Below are 24,295 nucleotides of genomic sequence, written 5' to 3' on the forward strand. Positions count from 1 at the left end.
TCACGACACCACCTCCCCAATCGCCACACCCTCACGCCACCACCGTGCCAACCCTTGAACATTCGGCGCCTTGAGCAACGTAAAGTGGTTCCCCGGCCCATACCAAACCTCCAGCCCGCTGCCCTGCCGTCGCCATCCCTCAATCATCAGGCTCTGTTCGCGCTGATTGCCCGCCGCATCCAGCGAAGGGTCCTCAGCCAACACCAACCGCACCACGCCGTTGTAACGCTGATGCGGCTGATACACCGTGCGCAACGCCGCTGCATAGGTACGCGCCGGCCCGTCCATGGCATCCACCGCAGAGCGCACCGGCAACAGCCCCACGCCCACCATGCCCGCATGCAGCCATTGGCGCTGCGCCACTTCATCACGCTCGGCAAAGTCCACACGGTCGATACCCAGCGACTTGCCGGCGGCCAATTGCATCGCCTCGATCAACCGCAACAACGCCGCCGTGGTGGTGTAAGGCCGCCCGGTGCCCCCCGGCGCTTCGCTGTCAATCACCGTCAACGACGCCACCTCACGGCCCATCGCCTGCAACCGCAGCGCCATCTCCAACGCGATCCAGCCGCCAAACGAGTGCCCCACCAGGTGCACCGGCCCTTGCGGACACTCCTGTGCAAGCGCCGCCAGATAACACTGCGCCGCCGCTTCGACCTGGCTATGCGGCACCGCCTGGCCATCCAGCCCGCGCGGCTGCAAGCCGAACAGCGGCCAGTCACGCCCCAGCGCCTCGCTCAACCCCACATAGCCGGTGACGCTATCGCCCGCGCCCGGTACGCAGAACACCGGCGCATACCCTGCCCGCCCACTCTGAATGCGCAACAGCGGTTGATGCGCCACCTGCGCCACCGGCGAACACACGGCCAGCGCCTCGCTCATCGCCCGCCCCAGCGCCTGAATATGCGGTGCCTGCATCATGCTCTGGTGATCACCCGGCACCTGCACCCGGCGCAACTGCCCAGGCGCCAACGCGTCCTCCCACCCCAGCGAAACACTGCGCCGCGACAACTCGGTGGGCCGCTCTTGCGCGCTGAACAAATGCACCGCGACCGGCAACGGGAACAGGCTGTAATGCGCCAGCGCATGCCCATGCCCGACCTCCCGCTCGATAAAACTCAAGAGGTCCGCGTCCGCAGCCGCTGCCATTTGCGCGTATAGCAAACCTTGATCGCGACAGCGTTGCAGCAGACCCGCAAAGTCCAGCTGTCCAATGCCCGCCTCCAAGTATTCAAGGCTCGCCAGCTCATCCACACCTCCCTGTGCTTTCCAATACGCCGTGCACTGCAACAGCAAATGCCGTTTGAGCGCATCCGGCCCGCTCCAGCGCGCCTTGCCCTGATCGGTCATGCGCGGCACGTAGCTGTCGATCAAACCGAGGAAGGCCACCGCCTCATCCAGCCCGAGTAATTGCATCGCCACTTCGTAGGCCAGCACGCCGCCAAACGACCAGCCCGCGAGCCGGTATGGCCCGTGAGGCTGGATGCGCCGAATCAACCCGACCAGGCGCGCGGCCAGGCCTTCCATGGTGTTCAGGTGCGCTTCGCCAAGCGCCGCGCCCGGCAGCCCATAAATGGGATAGTCGCCCGGCAGGTGTTGGCCCAGCGCCGGGAAGTACACGTCCATGCCGCTGAACTCATGCAGCAGAAACAGCGGCGGCTGCGAACCGCTGCTGCGCACGGTAATCACCGACGTTTCGCGCGCCGGCGCCTGCGTGCGCTGCTGCAGCATCGCCGCAACGCCAGCCACGCTGGCATGCTGGAACAGCTCGGCCAGGGACACCTGCAACCCGGCCTCTTCCATCAGGTTGACCAGCCGGATTGCCAGCAACGAATGCCCGCCCAGCTCGAAGAAGCTGTCATGGCGCCCAACCTGCTCCAGCTTCAAGACTTCGGCCCACAGGTTGGCCAGTTGCTGTTCCAGTGCATCGCCAGGCGCTTCGAAATCACGGCGATTCAACGCGTCCAGCGCGGGAACCGGCAAGGCTTTGCGGTCGATCTTGCCATTGGCCGTCAGCGGCAAATGCGCCAGCGGTACATAGGCCGATGGCAGCATGTAGTCCGGCAGCTGGCCTTGCAGGTGCGCCCGCACGCTGTCGAGGTCGACAGGTTCGGCAGCCCAGGTGAAGTAAGCCGCCAGGCGCTTGTCACCCGGCACGTCCTCACGCGCCAGCACCACCACGTCCTGAATACCCGCAAAGCTCGCCAGGCGCGCTTCGATCTCGCCCAGCTCAATGCGAAAACCACGGATTTTCACCTGGTCGTCATTGCGTCCGATGCACTCCAGCAAACCCTCCTGGGTCCAGCGACCAAGGTCACCGGTGCGGTACATCAGGGCACCGGCGTTGAAGGGATCGTCGACAAACTTTTCAGCGGTCAGCTCAGGGCGGTTCAAATACCCCCTGGCCACGCCGTCGCCGCCGATGCAGATCTCACCGGTCACCCCCACCGGCACCGGCTGCAACCAGGCATCCAGCACGTGAATGTGCGTGTTGGAAATCGGCCGGCCGACGGGCACGCTGTCGGCGTCATCGGCAATCGCCTGCACTTCATAGGTGGTGGCATAGGTGGTGGTTTCCGTCGGCCCGTAGCAATGCACCAAACGCAGCCCTGGCGCCTGCGCCAACAGGCTGCGGAACGCCGCCGGGTCGGCGCGCTCGCCGCCGCAGAGCAACATGCGCAAGCCGGCCAGCGCGCGCGGAATCAGCTGCACGTACTGGTTGAACAGCGCCGTGGTGACGAACAGCACAGTCGCGCCTTGCAGCGCACTGCCAAACGCGGCCGGGTCGAGCAAGGTCGCGTGGTCGATCACCTGTACCTGCCCGCCGTTGAGCAACGCGCCCCACACGTCCATAGTGCTGGCGTCGAACGCCGGGTTGGAGGCGAAGGCAATGCGGTCGGCCGCATTGAAGTCGGCGTAGCCGTTGTTGAGCACCAGCCGCGTGATACCGCGATGCGGCACCAACACGCCCTTGGGCGTACCGGTGGAACCGGAGGTGTACATGATGTACGCCACACTGTCCGAGGCTTGTGACAGGTCCGGGTTGTGGCTCGGTTGCGGGTCAAGGGTCAGGGTGTCCAGGTCCAGACGCCGGGCGGCGTAATCGATGGACGCGTCGCTGCGGGTCAGCAGCCAGCTCGCGCCGCTGTCCTGCAGCATAAAGCCCTGACGCTCGGCGGGCGCGTGGATATCCAGCGGCACATAGGCCGCCGCGCATTTGAGAACCGCCAGTTGGCTGACCAGCAGATCGAGCGAGCGCGGCAGCAGGATCGCCACGTTATCGCCGGGACGCACGCCCAGGCTCAACAGGTGATGGGCCAGGCGATTGGCGCGGGTGTTCAATTGGCCGTAGCTCACTGCCTGCTCGCCATGCAACGCCGCCACCGCGTCAGGCCGCGCCTGGGCCTGGGCTTCGAACAGGCGCTGCACCGTGTGCTCGCGGGGGAATGCGCGCGCGGTGGCGTTGAAGCCCGCCAGCTGTTGGACTTCGGCGCTGGGCAGTATGGGCAGGCGGCTGATGGCAATTTCACGGTTGTGCTCCAGCGCATGCGCCACGTGTTCAAGTGCATGCTGCAGGTAGCCACACAAACGTCGGGCACCCGGCCCCATGGCGTGCACGCTGAACCCGTCGCCGAGGTCATCGACACTCACCGACAGCCCGTAATTGGTGTGTTCCTCGGCCTTGAGCAACTCGATGCCCTGCCAGGCCTGCGCCACGCCGCCGGTTTGCGCCGCGCTGTGGCGGTAGTTGAACAGCACGCTGAACAGCGGCGTCGCCACCGGCACGGCGCTGCAACGCTGGGCCAGCGCCAGCGGCGCGTGCTCATGGCCGAGCAGTTGGGTCAGGCGTGCATGAGTCGCACGCAACGCCGTACGCACCGAGTGCTCACCCAGATCGACCCTCAGCGGCAAGGTGTTGATAAACACGCCCATGGCGCGCTCGGCGCCTTCGCCGCCCTGCAGACGGCCGAGCATCACGGTGCCGAACACCACACGCTCGCGGCCGCTGACCTTGCCCAGCACATGGGCCCAGGCCAGGTGCATCAGGCTGGCGGCGCTCACGCCCGCTTGACGGGCCTGGGTGCGCAGGCGCTGGCTCAACTGAGGGTCGATGGTCAGCTGCGCTTGTTCATCGACACCCAGGTTTTCGACCTCGGTGGGCTCGTCGATCTCACCGAGCATGTCGCGGAAAAACGCCTCGTGATCGTTAACCGCCAAACGGGTCTGGGCCACGTAATTGCGGTACGGCACTGCAGCGCCCAACGCCGCGTCGCGACCCAACAGAAACGCCTGCATTTCGTGCTGCAGGATGTCCAGCGCGATGTGGTCCATCACCAGGTGATGAAACAGCAAGGTCGCCACCACGCGTTGCGGTTCCTGCACGTAAACCAGGCGCATCAGCGGCGCTTGAGCCAGGTCCAGACGCGACGGCAACGGCCCTGTTTCGACGCTTAACGAGGCTTCACGCCAAACCACCTGCACCGGCTCATGAAGGCCATCCCAATGGAAAGAGGAACGCAGCACATCATGCCGCTGGATCACCGCCTGCAACGCCTGGGCAAAGGCTTGCAGGCGCGCCCTGCTGTCGAACGCAAACTGCGCCTGCAGCAGGTACGCATCGCCCTCGAGTACGGCGCGATGGTGATAGAGAATGCCGGCCTGCAACGGCGCCAGCGGGTAGATGTCCTGCACATTGGCCGCCCCGCCGGGGATGCGGGCGACAATGCGCTCGATAGCCGTCTGATCCAGCTGGATCAGGGGCAGCATGTCCGGGGTGATGTGCGTGCAGCCGGGCGCGATGCCATTGGCCGGCACCGCCACTTCACGCCCGCTGCCCAGCGCCGCCGCCAACGCCGACAAGGTCGGCTGGCCAAACAGCACCTTCACATCCGCCGACAACCCAAGGCGGCGCATGCGCCCCATCAGGCTCACGGCCAGCAACGAGTGCCCGCCCAACTCGAAGAAGTTGTCGTGACGGCCCACCCGCTCCACGTTGAGCAGCTCGGCCCACAGGCTGGCCAGGGCAATTTCGGTATCACCCTGGGGCGCCTCGTATTCGCGCACCACCACCGAATCCAGGCCTGGCGCCGGCAGGGCCTTGCGGTCGAGCTTGCCGTTGGGGCTCAGTGGCAAGGCGTCGAGATGGACGAAAATCGCCGGCACCATAAACTCCGGCAAGTGGTGCAGCAGATGGCTGCGCAGCACGTCGATTTCGCAGTGCGCGCCGGTGTAGTAAGCCACCAGGCGTTGCTCGCGGGCGATAACGGCCGCTTCATTGATCGACGGATACTCGGTCAGACGGGCCTGGATCTCGCCCAGTTCGATGCGTAAACCGCGGATCTTCACCTGGTCATCATTGCGGCCCAAATATTCGATATTACCGTCCGGCAAGTAGCGCCCGACGTCACCGGTGCGGTACATGCGCCCGCGGGTGAACGGATCATTCAGGAAACGCTCGGCCGTCAGCTCAGGCCGATTCAGATAACCGCGCGCCACTTGCACGCCGCCGATAAACAACTCGCCGACCACCCCCAACGGCACCGGCTGCAACTGGCTGTCGAGCAGGTACATGCGCGTGTTGGCGATGGGCTTGCCGATTGGCGTATTGTCCGGCGTCACCGCGCCCGTGCAATTCCATGCCGTGACGTCCACCGCCGCTTCAGTCGGGCCATACAGGTTGTGCAATTCACTGTTCGGCAACTGCTGCTTGAAGCGCCGCACCAGGCTGCCCGGCAGGGCTTCGCCGCTGCACATCACACGCACCAGCCCGGCCGCCTGGCGCACATCGCCATGGGCCAGGAATACGTCCAGCATCGACGGCACAAAGTGCAGCGTGGTGATCTGCTCAGCCTCGATCACATCGCACAGGTACTCGGGCTCTTTATGCCCGCCAGGGCGCGCCATCACCAACCGCGCGCCCGTCAACAGCGGCCAGAAGAATTCCCACACCGACACGTCGAAGCTGAACGGGGTTTTCTGCAGCACCGAGTCCTGCGCCTCGAGGCCATATTCGTCCTGCATCCACAGCAGGCGGTTGACCACCCCGGCGTGTTCGTTGATCACGCCCTTGGGCTGGCCGGTGGACCCGGAGGTGTAGATCACATACGCCGTCACGCCCACTGCAGTCGGGTTATCCAGCGGCTGATGCTGCCAGCAAGGGTGGTCCAGATCGACCACCGGCACCGCGCCCAGCAACTCGCGCGTGGAGTCTTGAGCCAACACCACTGCCGGCGCACTGTCCTGCAGCATGTAGGCAATACGCTCCAGCGGGTAAGCCGGGTCCAGCGGCACATACGCGGCGCCCGCCTTGAGGATGGCGTACAGGCCCACGACCATGTCCAGGCTGCGCTCCACGCAAATAGCCACGCGCGAATCCGGCTGCACACCCAGCGCCAGCAAGTGATGGGCCAACTGATTGGCCTGCCCATTCAACTCGGCATAGGTCAGTTGCCGTTCGCCGGCCTTGACCGCAATCGCGTCCGGGGTGCGCTTGACCTGCGCCTCGAACATCCCGTGCAGGGTCTGGTCGAGGTTGTAATTGATCTCGGTGGCGTTGAACTCAAACAGCAGCTGCTGACGCTCACGGTCATCGATCAGCGATGCATGCTCAAGCACCGCCTGGTCGTTTTCGACCATCGCCTGCAACACGCGCTTGAAGTAACCGACATAACGCTGCACGGTCGACTCATCAAACAGCGCCACGGCATATTCCAGCGCGCCAAGAATGCTGCCCTGCACTTCGCCAAGGTTCAGCGACAGGTCGAATTTGGCAAAGTGGCTGTTTTCGACGATGCCTTCCAGGGCCAGGTCGCCCAATGCCAGGGTCGGTGCGCTGCTGTCCTGCCACGTCAACAGGGTTTGGAACAACGGGCTGTGGGCCAGGCTGCGCGGCGGCCGGGTGATTTCCACCACCTGTTCGAACGGCAGGTCCTGATGGGCCTGGGCTTCCAGCGTCAGCGCCTTGACCCGCGCCAGCAGCGCCTCGGTGCTCAACTCGCCGGAGGTGTCGATGCGCACTGCCAGCGTGTTGACGAACAGGCCGATCAGCCCTTCTACCTCACTGCGCGTGCGGTTGGCCACCGGCGAGCCGATCACCAGGTCATGTTGCCCGGACAGCCGCGCCAGCAACGAGGCCCAGGCACTCATCAAGGTCATGTACAGCGTGGTGCCATGGCGTTGGCTCAAGGCCTTGAGCCCGGCGGTGAGGCGTTCATCCAGGCGCACTTCGACGCTGCTGCCGGCGTAATCCTGCTGCGCCGGGCGCGGGCGGTCGGTGGGCAGCGTGAGCAAGGCCGGCGCGCCCGCCAGCGCCTGTTGCCAATAGCTGCTCTGGCGCTGCAGCACCTCGCCGCTCAACCACAGGCGTTGCCACACGGCGAAGTCACCGTACTGGATCGCCAGCGGCGGCAACGGGTCGGGCAGGCCGTGGCTGAAGGCTTGGTACAGCGCCATCAGCTCGCGGGTCAGCACGCCCATCGACCAACCGTCGGAGACGATGTGGTGCAAGGTCAGCAACAGCACATGGTGATCGTCGGCCATCACCACCAGCCGCCCGCGCAGCAGCGGGCCGCGCTCCAGGTCGAAGGGCGCCGAGGCTTCGCCGTGGATCAACGCATCCAGGGCCTGCTGGGGTTGCGGGTGGCGGCGCAGGTCCTGCACTTGCAGCGGCAGCACGTCTTCGGCCGGCACAATCAGCACCTGGGCGTCGTCGCCGTGCTGGGCAAAGCGGCTGCGCAGGGTTTCGTGGCGCGCCACAATCCGCGCCAGCGCCCGTTGCAGCGCCTCGACATGCAATTGCCCACGCAGACGCAGGCCAATGGGGATGTTATAGGCGGTGTTGGCGCCTTCCATCAGTGCCAGGAACCACAGGCGCTGCTGGGCGAAGGACAGTGGCACGGGTTCATCGCGGCTGGCCGGGAGAATATCCGGCAAGGTGCTGCGCCCCGATTGGGCCAGGACTTCAGCGACCGCCGCCAGCTCGGCATTGGCAAACAGGTCGCCGAGGATCAGCTCGACACCCAGACGCTGCCGCACCTGGGAAACCATGCGCATTGCCAGCAACGAGTGCCCGCCCAATTCAAAGAAATGGTCGCGACGCCCGACGCGCGCCACGTGCAATACATCGGCCCAGATCTGCGCCAGCACGCTTTCGATCTCGCCCTGGGGCGCCTCGTACTCGCGGGTAAACACCGCAGCCATGTCTGGCGCGGGCAAGGCCTTGCGGTCGAGTTTGCCGTTGGCGGTGAGCGGCAATGCCTCAAGCTTCACGTAGGCAACCGGGACCATGTAGTCCGGCAGATGCGCCACCAGGTGGGCGCGGATATCGCCAACGGCCAGCGGAGCGAACGACGGGTTTTCGGTGAAGTACGCCACCAGCCGATCCTCACGGACCAGCACCACCGCTTCCTGAATGCCCGGCAATTGATTGAGTTGGGTTTCGATCTCGCCCAGCTCGATGCGCACGCCACGGATCTTCACCTGGTCGTCGTTACGCCCCAGGTACTCGATATTGCCGTCCGGCAGCCAGCGCGCCAGGTCGCCGGTGCGGTACATGCGCCCGGCGTTGAATGGGTCTTGCAGGAAGCGCTCGGCCGTCAGCTCCGGACGGTTGAGGTAACCGCGCGCCACGCCTTTGCCGCCCACATACAGCTCGCCGGCAACCCCCAGCGGCACTGGCCGTTGCTGCTCATCGAGCAAGTACACCGTGGCATTCGCAACAGGCTTGCCGATATGCAGTGGCAGGCCCGCCTCCACCTTGCCGGACGTGGCGACCACCGTGGCCTCGGTGGGCCCGTAGTTATTGATCAACTCAAAACGCTGGGCCCGCGCGAACTGGCGCAGGCGATCACCGCCGATCAGCAAGGTGCGCAAGGTCGGGTGTTCGATCTGTTGGCTGAAGGCGTACTCGGCCACCGGCGTGGGCAAAAAGCACACGTCCAACGGCTGCGCGCACCACCACGCGAGCAAGGCGTCGATGTCTTCGGTGCCGTCATTGGCCGGCGGCAGGTGCAGGGTCGCGCCGACACACAGCGCCGGCCACACTTCCCAGGCCATCGCATCAAAGCCGAAACCGGCGACACTGGCGGTGTGGCGCCCGGCACACAGGTCAAAGGCGCGGCAATGCCAGTCCACCAGGTTGGCCACGGTGTGGTGTTCGACCATCACGCCTTTGGGCAAGCCAGTGGAACCGGAGGTGTAGATCACATAGGCGAGGTTAGCGGGCGTGACATCGACCGTGGGGTTGTTCGCCGAATGATGCTGCCGGGTGAAGCGGTCCAGGTTGATCACCGGCACTTGCAGCGCGGGCAGTCGGTCCAGCAGCGCCTGTTGCGTCAGCACCGCCACCGGCGCGCTGTCGGTGAGCAAATAATTGAGGCGCTCGGCCGGGTGGGACGGGTCCACCGGTACATAGCAGGCGCCGGCCTTGAGGATCGCCAGCAACCCGGCCAGGGTATCCAGGCCACGGCGGGCGACGATGGCCACGCGGTCGTCGGGCTTGACCCCCAGCGCCAGCAGGTGATGGGCCAACAGGTTGGCTTGCTGGTTCAGTTCGGCGTAGGTCAATTGGCGGCCTTGCTGCACGGCGGCGATGGCCTCGGGCGTGCAGGCCGCCTGAGCTTCGATACGCCCGTGCAGCGTGGTGCCTTGAGGGAAGTCGGCGTGGGTCGCGTTGAACTGCTTGAGCAGTTGTTGTCGCTCCGCGGCGGGCACGACCGAGACGTGATTGAGCGGAGTCTGTGGCGCCTGCTCCAGCGCAGTCACGAGGTTTTCCAGCGCGGTTTGCAGGTAGGCGCAGACGCGCTGCGGGTCCACCTGGGTGCTGGCGAGCAAGCTCAGGGCAAAGCCTTCGCCGAGGTCATCCACGCTCAAGGTCAGCGGGTAGTTGGTGCGTTCTTCGGCGCTGAGCGCCGCGATACCTTGCCAGGCCGACACGGCGGCAGCGCTGGCGGCCGGGGCACTGTGGCGGTAGTTGAGCAACGCGCTGAACAGCGGCGTCGGCGCGACCACGCCGCTGCAGCGCTGGGCCAGGGCCAATGCGGCGTGTTCGTGGCGCAGCAAGGTGGTCAGCCGCGCGTGAGTGGCTTTGACCCCGGCGCGCACGTCCTCGGCGCCCACGTCCACGCGAAACGGCAGCGTGTTGATGAAAATGCCCAGTGCCCGATCGGTGTCATGGCTGCCCTGCATGCGGCCCATCAACACGGTGCCAAACACCACGTGCTCTTTACCGGCCAGCACACCCAGCACCTGCGCCCAGCCCATATGAAACAGGCTGGCGGCGCTCACGCCCAGTTGCCGGGCCTGCGCACGCAAGCGCTGGCCCAGCTCCGGCGCCAATGGCAGGCTGACTTCGGCAATCCCGCGGGCATCGCCTTGCACGTCTTGCAGGCCAAATGGCAAGGTCGGCTCGCTGATGTCGCCGAGCATCTGGCGGAAGAAACTTTCGTGCTCCTGCTCGCTGATCCCCAGCCGCGCCTGCGCCACATAGTTGCGAAACGGCACCGCCTGGCCCAGCGCTGCGCCCTGCCCCAGCAGGCACGCCTGCATTTCATGGCACACCACTTCCAGGGCGCTGTGGTCGAGGGCCATGTGGTGAAACAGCAAGGTGGCGACGATGCGCTGATTGGCCGGATCTTCGGCACGCACCAGGCTCAGCAACGGCGCCTGGGTCACGTCGAGGCGATAGTGGCGGGCATCAAACAACGCGTGCAGCTGCGCGGCGATATCGCCGTCAGCCGGGTCCAGTTCCAACACCTGCACCGGCAATTGCGCCTGGCGCCAGACCACCTGCGACGGTTCCTGCAACCCGTCCCAGACCACGCCAGTGCGCAGGATGTCGTGGCGGTTCATCACGCTTTGCAGGGCGTGGGCGAAGGCCTCAAAACGCGCCAGGCTGTCGAACGCAAACTGCGACTGCATCACGTACGGGTCGCCCTGCTCGGCGCTGACGTGATGGAACAGAATGCCTTCCTGCAACGGCGCCAGCGGGTAGATATCCTGGATATTCGCCACGCCGCCATCGACGGTGGCGACGATGCGGTCGATCTCGTCCTGGCTCAGGCTCGACAGGGTCAGCATGGCCGGCGTGATGCGCTCGGCGCCCGCCGGGATGCCATTGGCCGGCACCGTCACTTCACCGGCCTTGGTCGGCGAATACTCGCCGGCCTTGATCAACTCGATCAACGCCGGCTTGTGCTCGCGCAACGCGGCAAGAATCGCCGGGTCGCTCAGCGCCTGTTTATTGCCCTGCACCGACAACTGCTCGCCCTTGAGCGCCAGTTGCACATCTTTGGTTTTCAGCGTCGCCAACAGCTCAGAAATGCTCACAGGACGATCTCCATTCGTTCGGTTATGGCGGCGTAGCCGGCCAGCGTCGGCTGTTCGAACAGCGCCCGCACATCGGCTTCCAGGCCTTCCTGGCGCAGGCGTCCGATCAAGCTCACGGCGAGCAGCGAGTGCCCGCCCAGTTCAAAGAAGTTGTCATGGCGCCCGACCCGCTCGACGTTGAGCAGCTCGGCCCACAGCCTGGCCAGGAGGATTTCGGTGTCACCCTGCGGCGCCGCGTACTCGCGCACGATCAGCGCGTCCATGCCCGGCGCAGGCAAGGCCTTGCGGTCGAGCTTGCCGTTGGGGCTCAGCGGCAGCGCGTCAAGGTGCATGAACAGCGCCGGCACCATGAAGTCCGGCAGGTGCTGCAGCAGGTGCGCGCGCAGCTGCTCGATGTCGGTAGGTACGCCGGTGTAATAAGCGACCAACCGGTCCTCGCGGGCCACCACCGCAGCCTCGTTGACCTGCGCATGTTCGAGCAGTCGCGCCTGGATTTCCCCCAGCTCGATGCGCAGGCCGCGGATTTTCACCTGGTCATCGTTGCGGCCCAGGTACTCGATATTGCCGTCGGGCAAGTAGCGGCCAACGTCGCCGGTGCGGTACAGGCGCCCATGGGTGAAGGGGTCCTTGAGGAAGCGTTCGGCAGTCAGCTCGGGGCGATTCAAGTAGCCACGCGCCACTTGCACGCCGCCGATAAACAGCTCGCCGACCACGCCCAACGGCACCGGCTGCAATTGCGTATCCAGCAGGTACATGCGCGTGTTGGCAATCGGTTTGCCGATCGGCGTGTTGTCCGGCACCTCGGGACGCGCGCAGTTCCAGGCGGTCACGTCCACGGCCGCTTCGGTGGGGCCATACAGGTTGTACAGGCCGATGCCCGGCAGTTGCTGCTTGAAGCGCCGCACCAGGCTGCCCGGCAAGGCTTCGCCGCTGCACATTACGCGCACCAGCCCGGCCGCCTGGCTGACATCGCCGTGGGCCAGGAACACGTCAAGCATCGAGGGCACAAAGTGCAGTGTGGTGATCTGTTCGGCCTCGATCACTTCGCACAGGTACTCAGGCTCTTTATGGCCACCCGGGCGCGCCATGACCAGGCGTGCGCCGGTAAACAGCGGCCAGAAGAACTCCCACACCGACACGTCAAAGCTGAACGGGGTTTTCTGCAGCACGCTATCACTGGCCGTAAGACCGTACGCGTCCTGCATCCACAGCAGGCGGTTGACCACCCCGGCGTGCTCGTTGATCACGCCTTTGGGCTGGCCGGTGGAGCCGGACGTGTAGATCACATAGGCCTGGTGCCGGGCGGTAAGGCCTGGCACGCGGGGGTTGCCAGCGGGCTGGTGCTGCCAGGTGGCGTGGTCCAGGTCGATCACCGGCACCTCACCCAGCAACGCGCGGGTGGCGCCTTGCGCGAGCACCACCACCGGCGCGCTGTCTTGCAGCATGTAGGCCAGGCGCTCGCGAGGATAGGCCGGGTCCAGCGGCACATAACCGCCGCCGGCCTTGAGGATCGCAAACAGGCCGATGACCATGTCCAGGCCACGCTCCACGCAGATGCCTACGCGCGAATCCGGCTGCACGCCGAGTTCACGCAGGTGATGGGCCAGGCGGTTGGCGCGTTCGTTCAGCGCGCTGTAGGTCAGCTGCTGATCGCCGGACTTGACCGCCACGGCCTGCGGCGTGCGCTCGACCTGGGCTTCGAACAGGCCGTGCAGGGTTTGATCGAGGTTGTAGTTGACGTCGGTGGCATTGAATTCCACCAGCAGTTTTTGCCGTTCCTCACTGCCCATAATCGGCAGGCGATTGAGCGGCTGATGCGGCGCCTGCTCGAGGGCTTCAACCAGCCCTGACAGAGCGGTCTGCATGTAACCGCACACGCGTTGCGCGTCGATTTGCGCCAGGGCGGTGACGTCATAACCATCGCCCAGGTCATCCACGTTCAAGGTCAGCGGGTAGTTGGTGCGCCCGTCGTTGACCAGCGTCTGCATGCCTTCCCAGGCCTGCTGCGCCTCGGCCGAGCGCGTGGCGGCGCCGCGATGGCGGTAGTTGAGCATCGAGCTGAACAACGGCGCCGGGGCCGCCACGCCGCTGCAGCGCTGGGCCAGCGCCAGCGACGCGTGTTCGTGCCCCAGCAGCGCGGTAAGCCGTGCATGGGTGGCTCGCACCGCAGCGCGCGCACCTTGTGCGTCGATGTCCAGGCGCAGCGGCAAGGTATTGATGAACACCCCCAGCGCGCGGTCGGCGCCCTCGCCGCCTTGCATGCGACCCACCAGCACCGTGCCGAACACCACGCTGTGGCGACCCGAAGTGGCCGCCAGCACTTGGCCCCACGCCAGGTGGAACAGGCTCGCCGTGCTCACGCCCAGCAAGCGCGCCTGGGCGCGCAGCCGGCGGTTGAGGTCATTGTCCAGGCGCAGGCAGTGTTCTTCGATCGCGTTGCCGTCGCCGCGCACATCCTGCAAACCGAACGGCAAGGTCGGTTCATCGACGTCCCCGAGCATCTGGCGAAAGAACGCTTCATGTTCCTGCTCGCTTACGCCCAGACGCGCCTGGGCCACGTAGTTGCGGTACGGCATCGGCGCCGCTGTTGGCGCTGCGTGGCCGAGCAAGTGGCCCTGCATTTCGCGCAGCACCACGTCGAATGCGGTGTGGTCGAGGGCGATATGGTGGTAGAGCAACACCACCACTACACGCTGGTTGGCCGGATCCCGGGCGTACTTGAGGCTGATCAACGGCGCGTGGCTGAGCGTCAGGCGATAGCGTCGCGCATCGAAACGCTCATGCAGGCCAGCCAGTACATCGCCTTGCAGGTGCAGCTCTTCACGCGGCAGTTCAGCCTTGCGCCACACCACTTGCAGCGGTTGCGCCAGGCCTTCCCAGACCACGCCGGTGCGCAGGATGTCATGGCGATCGATGACCTGTTGCAGCGCCTGGGCGAAGGCGTTCAGGCGCTCAATGCTGTCGAACGCCAGGTGCGACTGCAGCAGGTACGGGTCGCCCTGCTCGGCGGTGATGTGGTGGTAAAGAATGCCTTCCTGCAACGGCGCCAGCGGGTAAATATCCTGCACATTGGCAGCGCCGCCGGGTACGCGGCTGACGACGTCGTCGAGAGTTGACGGGTCGAGCTCCACCAACGGCAACATGTCCGGGGTGATGCGCTGGCAGTCGGCGGCGATGCGGTTGGCCGGCACCTGCACTTCGCGGCCACTGCCCACGGCGGTGGCCAACGCCGCGAGGGTGGGCTGGCTGAAAAGCACCCGCACGTCAGCGCTGAGGCCGACCTGGCGCATGCGTTCGATCAGGCTGACCGCCAACAACGAATGGCCGCCCAGTTCGAAGAAGTGGTCATGCCGGCCGACTTGCTCCACCTGCAACACCTCAGCCCAGATCCGCGCCAGGGTGGTTTCCACCGCGCCTTCCGGCGCTGCGTAGTCGCGGCTCAGCAACGCGGCTTGATCGGGTTGCGGCAAGGCCTTGCGGTCCAGCTTGCCGTTGGCGGTCAGCGGCAGCGTGTCGAGCCTGACGTAGGCTGCTGGCACCAGCGCGTCGGGCAGCTGTTGCTGCAGTTGCGCACGCAAGGTTTCAATCGCCAGCGGGTACTTTTCGATGAACCAGGCCACCAGACGCCCCTCGCGCACCAGCACCACGGCTTCAGCGATGCCGTCCAGCGCGGCCAGGCGGCTTTCGATTTCGCCGAGCTCGACGCGCACACCGCGCACTTTGACCTGGTCGTCGTTACGGCCCAGGTACTCGATATTGCCGTCGGGCAGCCAACGCGCCAGGTCACCGGTGCGGTACATCCGCCCAGGGTTGAACGGGTCCTGCAGGAAGCGTTCGGCGCTCATCTGCGGGCGGTTCAAATACCCCCGCGCCACGCCACGGCCGCCCACATACAGCTCACCGGCGACGCCCACCGGCACCGGGCGCAACTGTGCGTCGAGCACGTACACGCTGGCATTGGCGATGGGCCGGCCGATGTGCAGCGCCTGCCCGGCGCGCACGCGGCCGGAGGTGGCGACCACCGTGGCCTCGGTAGGCCCGTAGTTGTTGATCACCGCAAAGCGCCGCTCCTGGGTGAACTGGCGCAGGCGATCACCGCCGATCAACAGAATGCGCAAGGTCGGGTGGTGCAGGTTCTGGCTGAAGGCGTACTCGGCCACTGGCGTGGGCAGGAAGCTGACGTCCAGTGGCTGCTCCAGCCACCAGGCGAGCAATTCGTCAATGTTTTCATTGCCGACCTTCGCGGGCGGCACGTGCAAGGTCGCGCCTGCGCAGAGTGCCGGCCAGACCTCCCAGGCCATCGCGTCAAAGCCAAACCCGGCGACGCTGCTGGTGTGGCTGCGCGCGTCCAGGCCAAAGGCCTCGCAATGCCAGTGCACCAGGTTTTCCACGGTGCGGTGTTCCACCATCACGCCTTTGGGCTGGCCGGTGGAGCCGGAGGTGTAGATCACGTAAGCCAGGTGCGCCGGGGTCAGGCCGACCAGCTGCGGGTTGCTGACGGCGTGGTGCCGCAAGCACTCGTCGAACAGGTCGACAGTGGCATGCGTGCCCAGCAAGTCACGTGTGCTTGCCTCGGCCAAGACCGCTACCGGCGTGCTGTCCTGCAGCAGGTAGGCGATACGTTCGGCGGGGTAAGCCGGGTCGACAGGCACGTAGCCGGCGCCGGCCTTGAGAATGCCCAGCAGCCCGACCAGCATGTGCGGGCCACGGCGACAGCAGATCGCGACGCGGTCGTCCGGCTGCACGCCGAGTGTCAACAGGTGATGGGCCACCTGGTTGGCGCGTTGATTGAGCTGCTGATAGGTCAGGACTTCGCCGTCCTGCTGCACGGCAATCGCGTGGGGCTGACGTTCGACCTGGGCTTCGAAGGCGCCGTGCACGGTGTGCCCGGTCGGGAAGTCCGCGGCTGTTGCGTTGAATTCGCGCAGCAGGGTTTCGCACTCTGCCGGCGGCAGCACTGGCAATTGATTAAGCGGGGTGCTCACCGCGCTTTCCAACGCCGCGACCAACTGCTCCACGGCGCGGTGCATGTAGCCACACAGGCGCTGGGCGCCGATCTGCGGCAGTGCCAGCACGCTCAGGCCAAAGCCTGTGCCGAAGTCATCGACGCTGAGGGTCAGCGGGTAATTGCTGCGCTCCTCACCGCCCAGCAGTTGCACGCCTTCCCAGATGCCATGACCATCGCGGGCCATTTCGCCGGGGGTACTGTGACGGTAATTGAGCAAGGCGCTGAACAACGGCACGGCCGTCGGTACGCCGCTGCAACGCTGGGCGAGGGCCAGCGACGCATGCTCGTGCCCCAGCAGCGCGCTCAAGCGGCTATGCGTGGCCTTGACGGCCGCAGCAGCAGCGCACGCGACATCGACGCGCAGCGGCAAGGTGTTGATGAACATGCCCAACGCACGGTCAGCGCCCTCACCCGCCTGCATGCGCCCCATCAGCACCGTGCCGAACACCACCTCATCACGCCCGGACACCAGCCCCAGCACTTGTGCCCACGCCAGGTGCATCAGGCTGGCCGCACTGACCCCCAGCACCCGCGCCTGTTCACGCACCCGCATGGCCAACGCCGCGTCCAGCGGCTGTTCGGCCTCTTCGATAGCGCGGCCGTCGCCCTGCACGTCCTGCACGCCAAAGGGCAAGGTCGGCTCATCGACATCGGCGAGCATGTCGCGGAAAAAGTGCTCGTGCTCCGCCACGCTGACACCAAGGCGCGCCTGGGCCACGTAGTTGCGAAACGGTGCAGCGTCGGGCAATTCCTCGGCCTGGTTGAACAGGAACGCACGCATCTCCTGGCCGACCACTTCCATGGCGGTATGGTCGAGCGCCAGGTGATGGAACAACAGGATCGCCGCGACCCGATTATTCGCCGGGTCCTGGGCATAGACCATGCGCAGCAGCGGCGCCTGGGTGATGTCCAGGCGATAGTGGCGGGCATCGAAACGTTCGTGCAGTTGCTCGATGACGCCGCCGTCAGCCGGGTCCAGGACGACCTCCTGCACCACCAGGCGGGCCTCGCGCCAAACCACTTGCACCGGGCTGTCCAGACCTTCCCAGACCACGCCGGTGCGCAGGATGTCGTGACGGGCCGCGACCTGTTGCAGCGCGCCCATGAAGGCGTGCAAACGCTCAAGGCTGTCAAACGCCATGCGCGACTGCAGCAGGTACGGGTCGCCCTGCTCGGCGCTGATATGGTGATAAAGAATGCCTTCCTGCAGCGGCGCGAGCGGGTAGATATCCTGCACATTGGCCGCGCCACCCGGCACCGTGGCGACGATGCGCTCGATCGCTGCCTGGTCAAGTTGCACCAGAGTCAGCATCGACGGCGTTATCCGGGTGCAGCCGGCTGGAATGCCATTGGCCGGCACCTCGACCTCACGCCCGCTGCCGACTGCCGCTGCCAGCGCCGCCAGGCTTGGCTGGCTGAACAGCACACGCACATCCGCGCTCAGGCCCACCTGGCGCATGCGCTCAATCAGGCTCACCGCCAGCAACGAATGCCCGCCCAACTCGAAGAAATGGTCATGCCGGCCGACACGCTCGAGCTTGAGCACGTCCTGCCAGATCTGCGCCAGCAAGGTTTCCACCTCGCCCTCCGGCGCCTCGTAACCGCGACTGAGCAGCGCGCTCTGATCCGGTACGGGCAAGCCCTTGCGGTCGAGCTTGCCGTTGGCGGTCAGTGGCAACAGTGCCAGCCACACGTAGGCCGACGGCACCATGTAGTCCGGCAACCGGCCTTGCAGATGAGCACGCAGTGCCTGGATGTCCAAGGGTGCCTGGGCGGTGTAATACGCCACCAGGCGCTTGTCACCCGGCTCGTCTTCGCGGGCCAGCACCACCGCGTCTTTTACGCCGGGGAACGCGGCCAGGCAGGCTTCGATTTCGCCCGGCTCGATACGAAAACCGCGGATCTTGACTTGCAGGTCGTTACGCCCCTGGTACAGCAAGGTAGCGTCGGCCTGCCAGCTGGCCAGGTCGCCGGTGCGGTACAGCAGGCCTTCGCCAAAGGGGTTGGGGATGAATTTTTCTGCCGTCAATTGCGGCTGGTTCAAATACCCGTTGGCCACACCGGCGCCGCCGATATACAGCTCGCCAACCACGCCCAGCGGCAGCGGTTGCTGGCGCGCGTCGAGTACGTAGGCCTGGGCATTCGCGATGGGGCGGCCAATCGGGACACTGCCCGCAGCCGGCGCGGTGATTTCAAACGTGGTGGAGAACGTAGTGGCCTCGGTCGGGCCATAGCCATTGAGCAGATGCTGGGGTTTGCCGTGCTGGAGCACACGGCTGATCACCTGCGGGTCGAGCACGTCGCCGCCGACGATCAGGTAGCGCAGTTGGCGGAACACCGGCAACAACGCGTCGGCGTATTGATGGAACAGGCCGGCGGTCATCCACAACACGCTGACGGCTTGCTCCTGCAACAGCGAGGCAAACGCCGCCTGGGACAGCAGCACCGCATGCTCGACCACCACCACACAACCGCCGTTGAGCAACGGTGCCCACACGTCGAGGGTGCTGGCATCGAAGGCCGGGTTGGAAGCGAACGCCACGCGGTCGCGCTCATTGAAATCGGCATAGCCGTTGTTCAGCACCAGGCGCGAGATCGCGCGGTGCGGCACTTGCACGCCTTTGGGTGCACCGGTGGAGCCGGAGGTGTACATGATGTACGCCACGCTTTGCGCCGACTGGGCCAGGTCGGGGTTGCGCGGCGACTGCGCGTCCAGGTTCAGGTCGGCCAGGGTATTGAGCACACGATGCGCGCCGCTGTCCTGCACCATGAAGGCCTGGCGCTCGACCGGCGCATTGACGTCCAGCGGCACATACACCGCTGCGCACTTGAGGATCGCCAGTTGGCACACGAGTAAATCCAGCGAGCGCGGCAGTGCGATCGCCACGCTTTCGCCCGGCTGCACGCCCTGGCTGATCAGGTGATGGGCCAAGCGGTTGGCACGGCGATTGAGGTCGCGATAACTCAACGACAGCGCGCCCTGCACCGCCGCCACAGCGTCGGGACGGGCCAACGCCTGAGCTTCGAACAGTTGGTGCACCGTGAGCTGCGACGGGTAGTCACGCGCGGTGGCGTTGAAAGCCACCAACAGTTGGTGGCGTTCGGCAGCCGGCAGGATCGACACGGCCTGCAAGGGCGTGGTCGGCGCTTGTTGCAGCGCGGTCACCAGATGGCTCAACGCGGTGAGCATGTAGGCGCCCACGCGCTGTACATCCAGGCTGTTCACGCCCTGCACGGTCAGGGAAAACCCGCTGCCCAGGTCATCGACGTTCAACACCAGCGGATAGTTGCTGCGTTCTTGCGAACTGAGAATCTCGATCCCGGACGCGGCAAACGGGCTGTCTCCCGGGGCTTCACCCGGCGCGCTGTGGCGGTAATTGAGCAGCGTGCTGAACAGCGGCAATGAACCCGGTACGCCGCTGCAACGCTGTGCCAGCGACAGCGAGGCATGCTCATGCCCAAGCAACTGCGCCAGGCGCGCGTGGGTGGCGCGCACGCCGGCTTGCACGCTGACGGCGCCAAGGCTGACGCGCAGCGGCAAGGTATTGATGAACATCCCCAGCGCACGGTCGGCGCCCTCGCCGCCCTGCATACGGCCCAGCAACACGGTACCGAACACCACGTCCTGCTGGCCGGAGACTTGGGCCAACACCTGGGCCCAGGCCAGGTGCACCAGGCTGGCGGTGCTCACGCCCAGTTGCCGCGCCTGTTCGCGCAGGCCGTGACTGAGCGCCGGCTCCAGTGGCACGTGCGCGTCGACGATGCCGCTGCCGTCGCCATTCACATCCTGCAAACCGAACGCGAGCGTCGGCTCGTCGATATCGCCCAGCATGTCGCTGAAGAAGGCTTCGTGTTGCGCCTGCGTCACGCCCAAGCGCGCCTGGGCCACGTAGTTGCGGTACTGCACCGCGTCCGGCAGCTGCGCGCTGGTGCCGGCAAGGCTGGCGCTCATTTCTTCGACCAGCACTTGCAAGGCGGTGTGGTCGAGCAGGATGTGGTGCAGCAGCAGAATGCCGACGTAACCGCCCTGCTGTTCGGCGTAGCCAAAGTGCATCAGTGAAGCACGCGACAGGTCGAGGCGATAATGGCGTGGATCGAAGCGTTGCTGCAGTTGCGCGAGTGCATCAAGGCCGTGCGCGTCAATGCGCTCAACCGCCAAGGGCGCCTGGCGCAGCACCACCTGCACCGGTTCATCCAGGCCTTCCCAGACAATCCCGGTGCGCAGGATGTCGTTGCGTTCAATCACGCTGTGCAGCGCCTGGATAAACGCATCCACCGCCGCCTGGTCGGCAAAGCGCAACTGCACCTGCAACACGTAGGGGTCGCCCTCGGTGGTTGCCAGGTGGTGGTAAAGAATGCCGGCCTGCAACGGCGCCAGACCGTAGATGTCCTGCACGTTGGCAATGCCGCCGGGCACGCTTTCGAGGATGTGGTCGATAGCGGCTTGGTCCAGGGCCACCAGAGGAAGCATGTCTGGCGTGATGCGCGCGCAGGGGTCGACGATCAGGTTGGCCGGCACCTGCACTTCCCGCTGCCCGCCCACTGCTGCGGCCAGTGCGGCCAACGTGGGTTGGCCGAACAGCACGCGCACATCACAGCTCAAATCCACCTGACGCATGCGTTCGATCAGCTTGACCGCCAGCAGCGAGTGGCCGCCGAGCTCGAAGAAATTATCGTCGCGGCCGACCTTGTCGAGCTTCAACAACTGCTGCCAGATACTGGCGATGGCGACTTCAACCGCACCTTGCGGGGCGGCATAGTCACGCCGCGCCAGCGCGTCGGCGTCCGGTGCGGGCAAGGCCTTGCGGTCAAGTTTGCCGTTGGTGGTCAGCGGGAATTGATCCAGCAGTACGAACGCGCTGGGCACCATGTACTCGGCCAGGCTGAGCAGCAGGTGATCACGCAGCTGGGCAGCACCCAGTTCACGCTCGGCGATCACGTAGGCCACCAGGCGCTTGTCGCCCGGTGCGTCTTCACGGGCGATTACCACCGCATCACGTACGCCGTCAGCGGTGGCCAGACGCGCCTGGATTTCGCCCAGCTCGATACGGAAACCACGGATCTTCACCTGGTCGTCGTTGCGGCCCAGGTACTCGACACTGCCGTCGGCCAGCAGGCGGCCGAGGTCACCGGTCTTGTACATGCGCAGGCCGGTGGCCGGGTCGGCCAGGAAACGCTCGGCATTGAGCGCGTCACGGTTGAGGTAACCCCGCGCCACCCCGGCGCCGCCGACGTACAGCTCGCCGACCACACCAAACGGCAACGGCTCGCGACGCTCATCCAGCACGTACAGCTGCAGGTCGGGAATGCGCACGCCAATCGGGCTGACGCCGACCAGCTGCGCGTCCGCGGCCTCCAGCGCGCGATAGGTCACGTGCACAGTGGTTTCGGTGATGCCGTACATGTTGACCAGTTGGGTACCGGCGTTGATGGCGCGGGCGTACCACGGCTTGAGCATGCCCGGCTCAAGGGCTTCGCCGCCGAAAATGACTTGACGCAAGGAGTGCGACTGGGCGCCTTGGGCCGCAATCAACTGGCGGAACGCGCTGGGCGTCTGGTTCAGAATGCTCACGCCCGCGTCGCAGATCAGCGCGTAGCACTCATCCGGCGAACGGCTGACCAGTTGCGGCACGATCAGCAATTGGCCGCCGTGCATCAGCGCGCCCCAGATTTCCCACACCGAGAAGTCGAACGCGAAGGAATGGAACAGCGCCCACACATCATTGCGGTTGAAACCGAACCAGTGGTCAGTGGCAGTGAACAGCCGTGCGACCTGGCGATGCTCGATCATCACGCCTTTGGGCAGGCCGGTGGAGCCTGAGGTGTAGATCACGTAGGCCAGGCTCGCCGGGCTGAGAGCGATGCGCGGGTTGACGATGGATTCGCCGCGCAGGCTGTTGAGGTCGATCTGCGCCAGCTCGCCCACCAGGTGGCGGGTGTTGGCTTGCACCAGCACGGCCAGCGGTTCGCTGTCAGCCAGGGTGTAGGCGATGCGTTCCAGCGGGTAAGCCGGGTCAATCGGCACATAACCGGCGCCGGCCTTGAGGATGCCCAACAGACCGATGATCATCTCGGGGCCACGTTCAACGCAGATCGCCACGCGGTCATCCGGGCGCACACCCTGCGCAAGCAGACGGTGCGCGACCTGGTTGGCGCGTTCATTGAGTTGGCGGTAGGTCAGGCGCTGCGTGTCGAAGCGCACGGCGATGGCTTCGGGACGGGCGGCGGCATGGGTTTCGACTTGCTGATGGATCAGGGCGGTGTCGGCGTAGTGCGCGGGGCTTTGATTGAGGCGGTGCAGCAGGTGGTGGCGCTCGGTGTCAGGCAGGATGTTCAGGCCGCTCAGCGGCTGATCCGGTCGCTGCTCCAACGCATCGGCCAGGCTGTGCAGCGCGGTGTGCAGGTAAGCCGCGACACGCTGTGCGCCGATGGCGGCATCGACCATCACCGTCAGTGCAAAGTCTTCGCCCAGGTCATCCACGTTGACGGTCAGCGGGTAGTTGGTGCGCTCCTCGGCACCGAGCACCTGGATGCCTTCGGCCACGTCGATGACGGCGGCCATATCGGTAGCGGCGCTGTGACGGTAATTGAGCATGGCGCTGAACAGCGGCGTCGGCGCCGCCACACCACTGCAACGCTGAGCCAGGGCCAGGGACGCATGTTCGTGGTTGAGCAAAGCCGTCAGACGCGCATGGGTGGCCTTGACCCCGGCGCGCACGCCCTGCTCGCCCACATCCACGTGTAACGGCAAGGTATTGATGAACATGCCCAGGGCCCGTTCACCGCCCTCGCCTGCGCCCATACGGCCAAGCATTACCGTGCCGAACACCACCGCGTCACGACCGGACACCACGCCCAATACACGCGCCAATGCCAGGTGCATCATGCTCGCCACGCTGACGCCCAATGGTCGCGCCAGGCTGCGCAGGCGCCGGCTGAGGGCGCTGTCCACGGCGATGCGTGCTTCGTCAATGCCCTGCCCGTCGCCTTGCACATCCTGCAAGCCGAAGGGCAAGGTCGGCTCATCGATATCGGCCAGCATGTCGCGGAAAAACGCCTCGTGCGCCTGCTCGCTGACGCCGTGGCGCACCTGGGCGATGTAGCCGCGAAACGCGACCGGCGCACCCGCCTGGGCTTGCTGACCGGCCAGGTACAACTGGATTTCATGGCGCACCACATCAAGGGCGGTGTGGTCGAGGATGGTGTGGTGGAACAGCAGCATCGCCACCACCCGACTGTTGGCCGGGTCGTCGGCAAACACCAGGCGCAACAGCGGCGCCTGGCCAAGGTCCATGCGGTAGGTGCGTGCGTCATAACGCGCGAGCAACTGGGCCAGGGCATCGCCGACATTGAAGTGCGCTTGTTCGCAGACCAGGTTTGCCTTGCGCCATACCACTTGCAGCGGCTCGTCGAGGCGCTCCCACGCCATGGAGGTGCGCAGGATATCGTGACGGTCAATGACCCATTGCAACGCTTGCGCAAAGGCGTCCAGGCGTGCGCGGCTGTCGAACACAAACTGCGCGTGCAGCACGTAAGGGTCGCCCTGCTGCGCCGAAAGGTGATGGTAAAGCATGCCTTCCTGCAGCGGCGCCAGCGGGTAGATGTCCTGCACATTCGCCGCGCCGCCGGGGATGGCCGCGACGATACGGTCGATGGCCGGCTGGTCGAGGCTGACCAGCGGCAACATGTCCGGGGTAATGCGGTAGGCCGGGCTCAGCCAGTCGCCGCCCTGCTCGGCCACCCACTCCAGCAAGCGCGGCTTGTGCGCGATCAGTTGATCCCACAGCGCATCATCCAGCGCTTCGTCGTCGCCCAGGATGATCAGGTCGCCTTCTTCCAGTTGCAGACGGATCGCGTGGGTGGAAATCGCTGCCAATAATTCGCTGAACTGCATGGGGGTAACCTGCCTGATAAGTCACGGTAAAGGAGAAAGTCCGTTTTCAGCTGCCGTTAGGATCGGGT

At 65.6% G+C, this 24,295-nt stretch carries 2 protein-coding genes; both read right to left on the reverse strand.

Translation table 11 applies throughout. The features are described 5' to 3' along the window. Nucleotides 1-11,325, reverse strand: a complete 11,325-nt coding sequence (locus NTD89_RS24965; RefSeq protein ID WP_262210239.1) for a non-ribosomal peptide synthetase — start codon at nucleotides 11,323-11,325, stop codon at nucleotides 1-3. Then, the gene (locus NTD89_RS24970) at nucleotides 11,322-24,227 is read right to left on the reverse strand and encodes a non-ribosomal peptide synthetase (protein WP_262210241.1); all 12,906 of its coding nucleotides are present in this window, start codon (nucleotides 24,225-24,227) and stop codon (nucleotides 11,322-11,324) included. Before NTD89_RS24970 ends, NTD89_RS24965 begins: the two co-directional genes overlap by 4 nt. Between the last annotated feature and the right edge of the window lie 68 nt (nucleotides 24,228-24,295).

Origin of the sequence: Pseudomonas sp. 14P_5.3_Bac1 (genome assembly GCF_025466135.1) — a bacterium.
Lineage (GTDB): Bacteria > Pseudomonadota > Gammaproteobacteria > Pseudomonadales > Pseudomonadaceae > Aquipseudomonas.

Excerpts from the sequence above, each read along its gene's own strand:
- NTD89_RS24970 (WP_262210241.1), bottom strand. The coding sequence starts at position 24,227 with ATGCAGTTCAGCGAATTATTGGCAGCGATTTCCACCCACGCGATCCGT.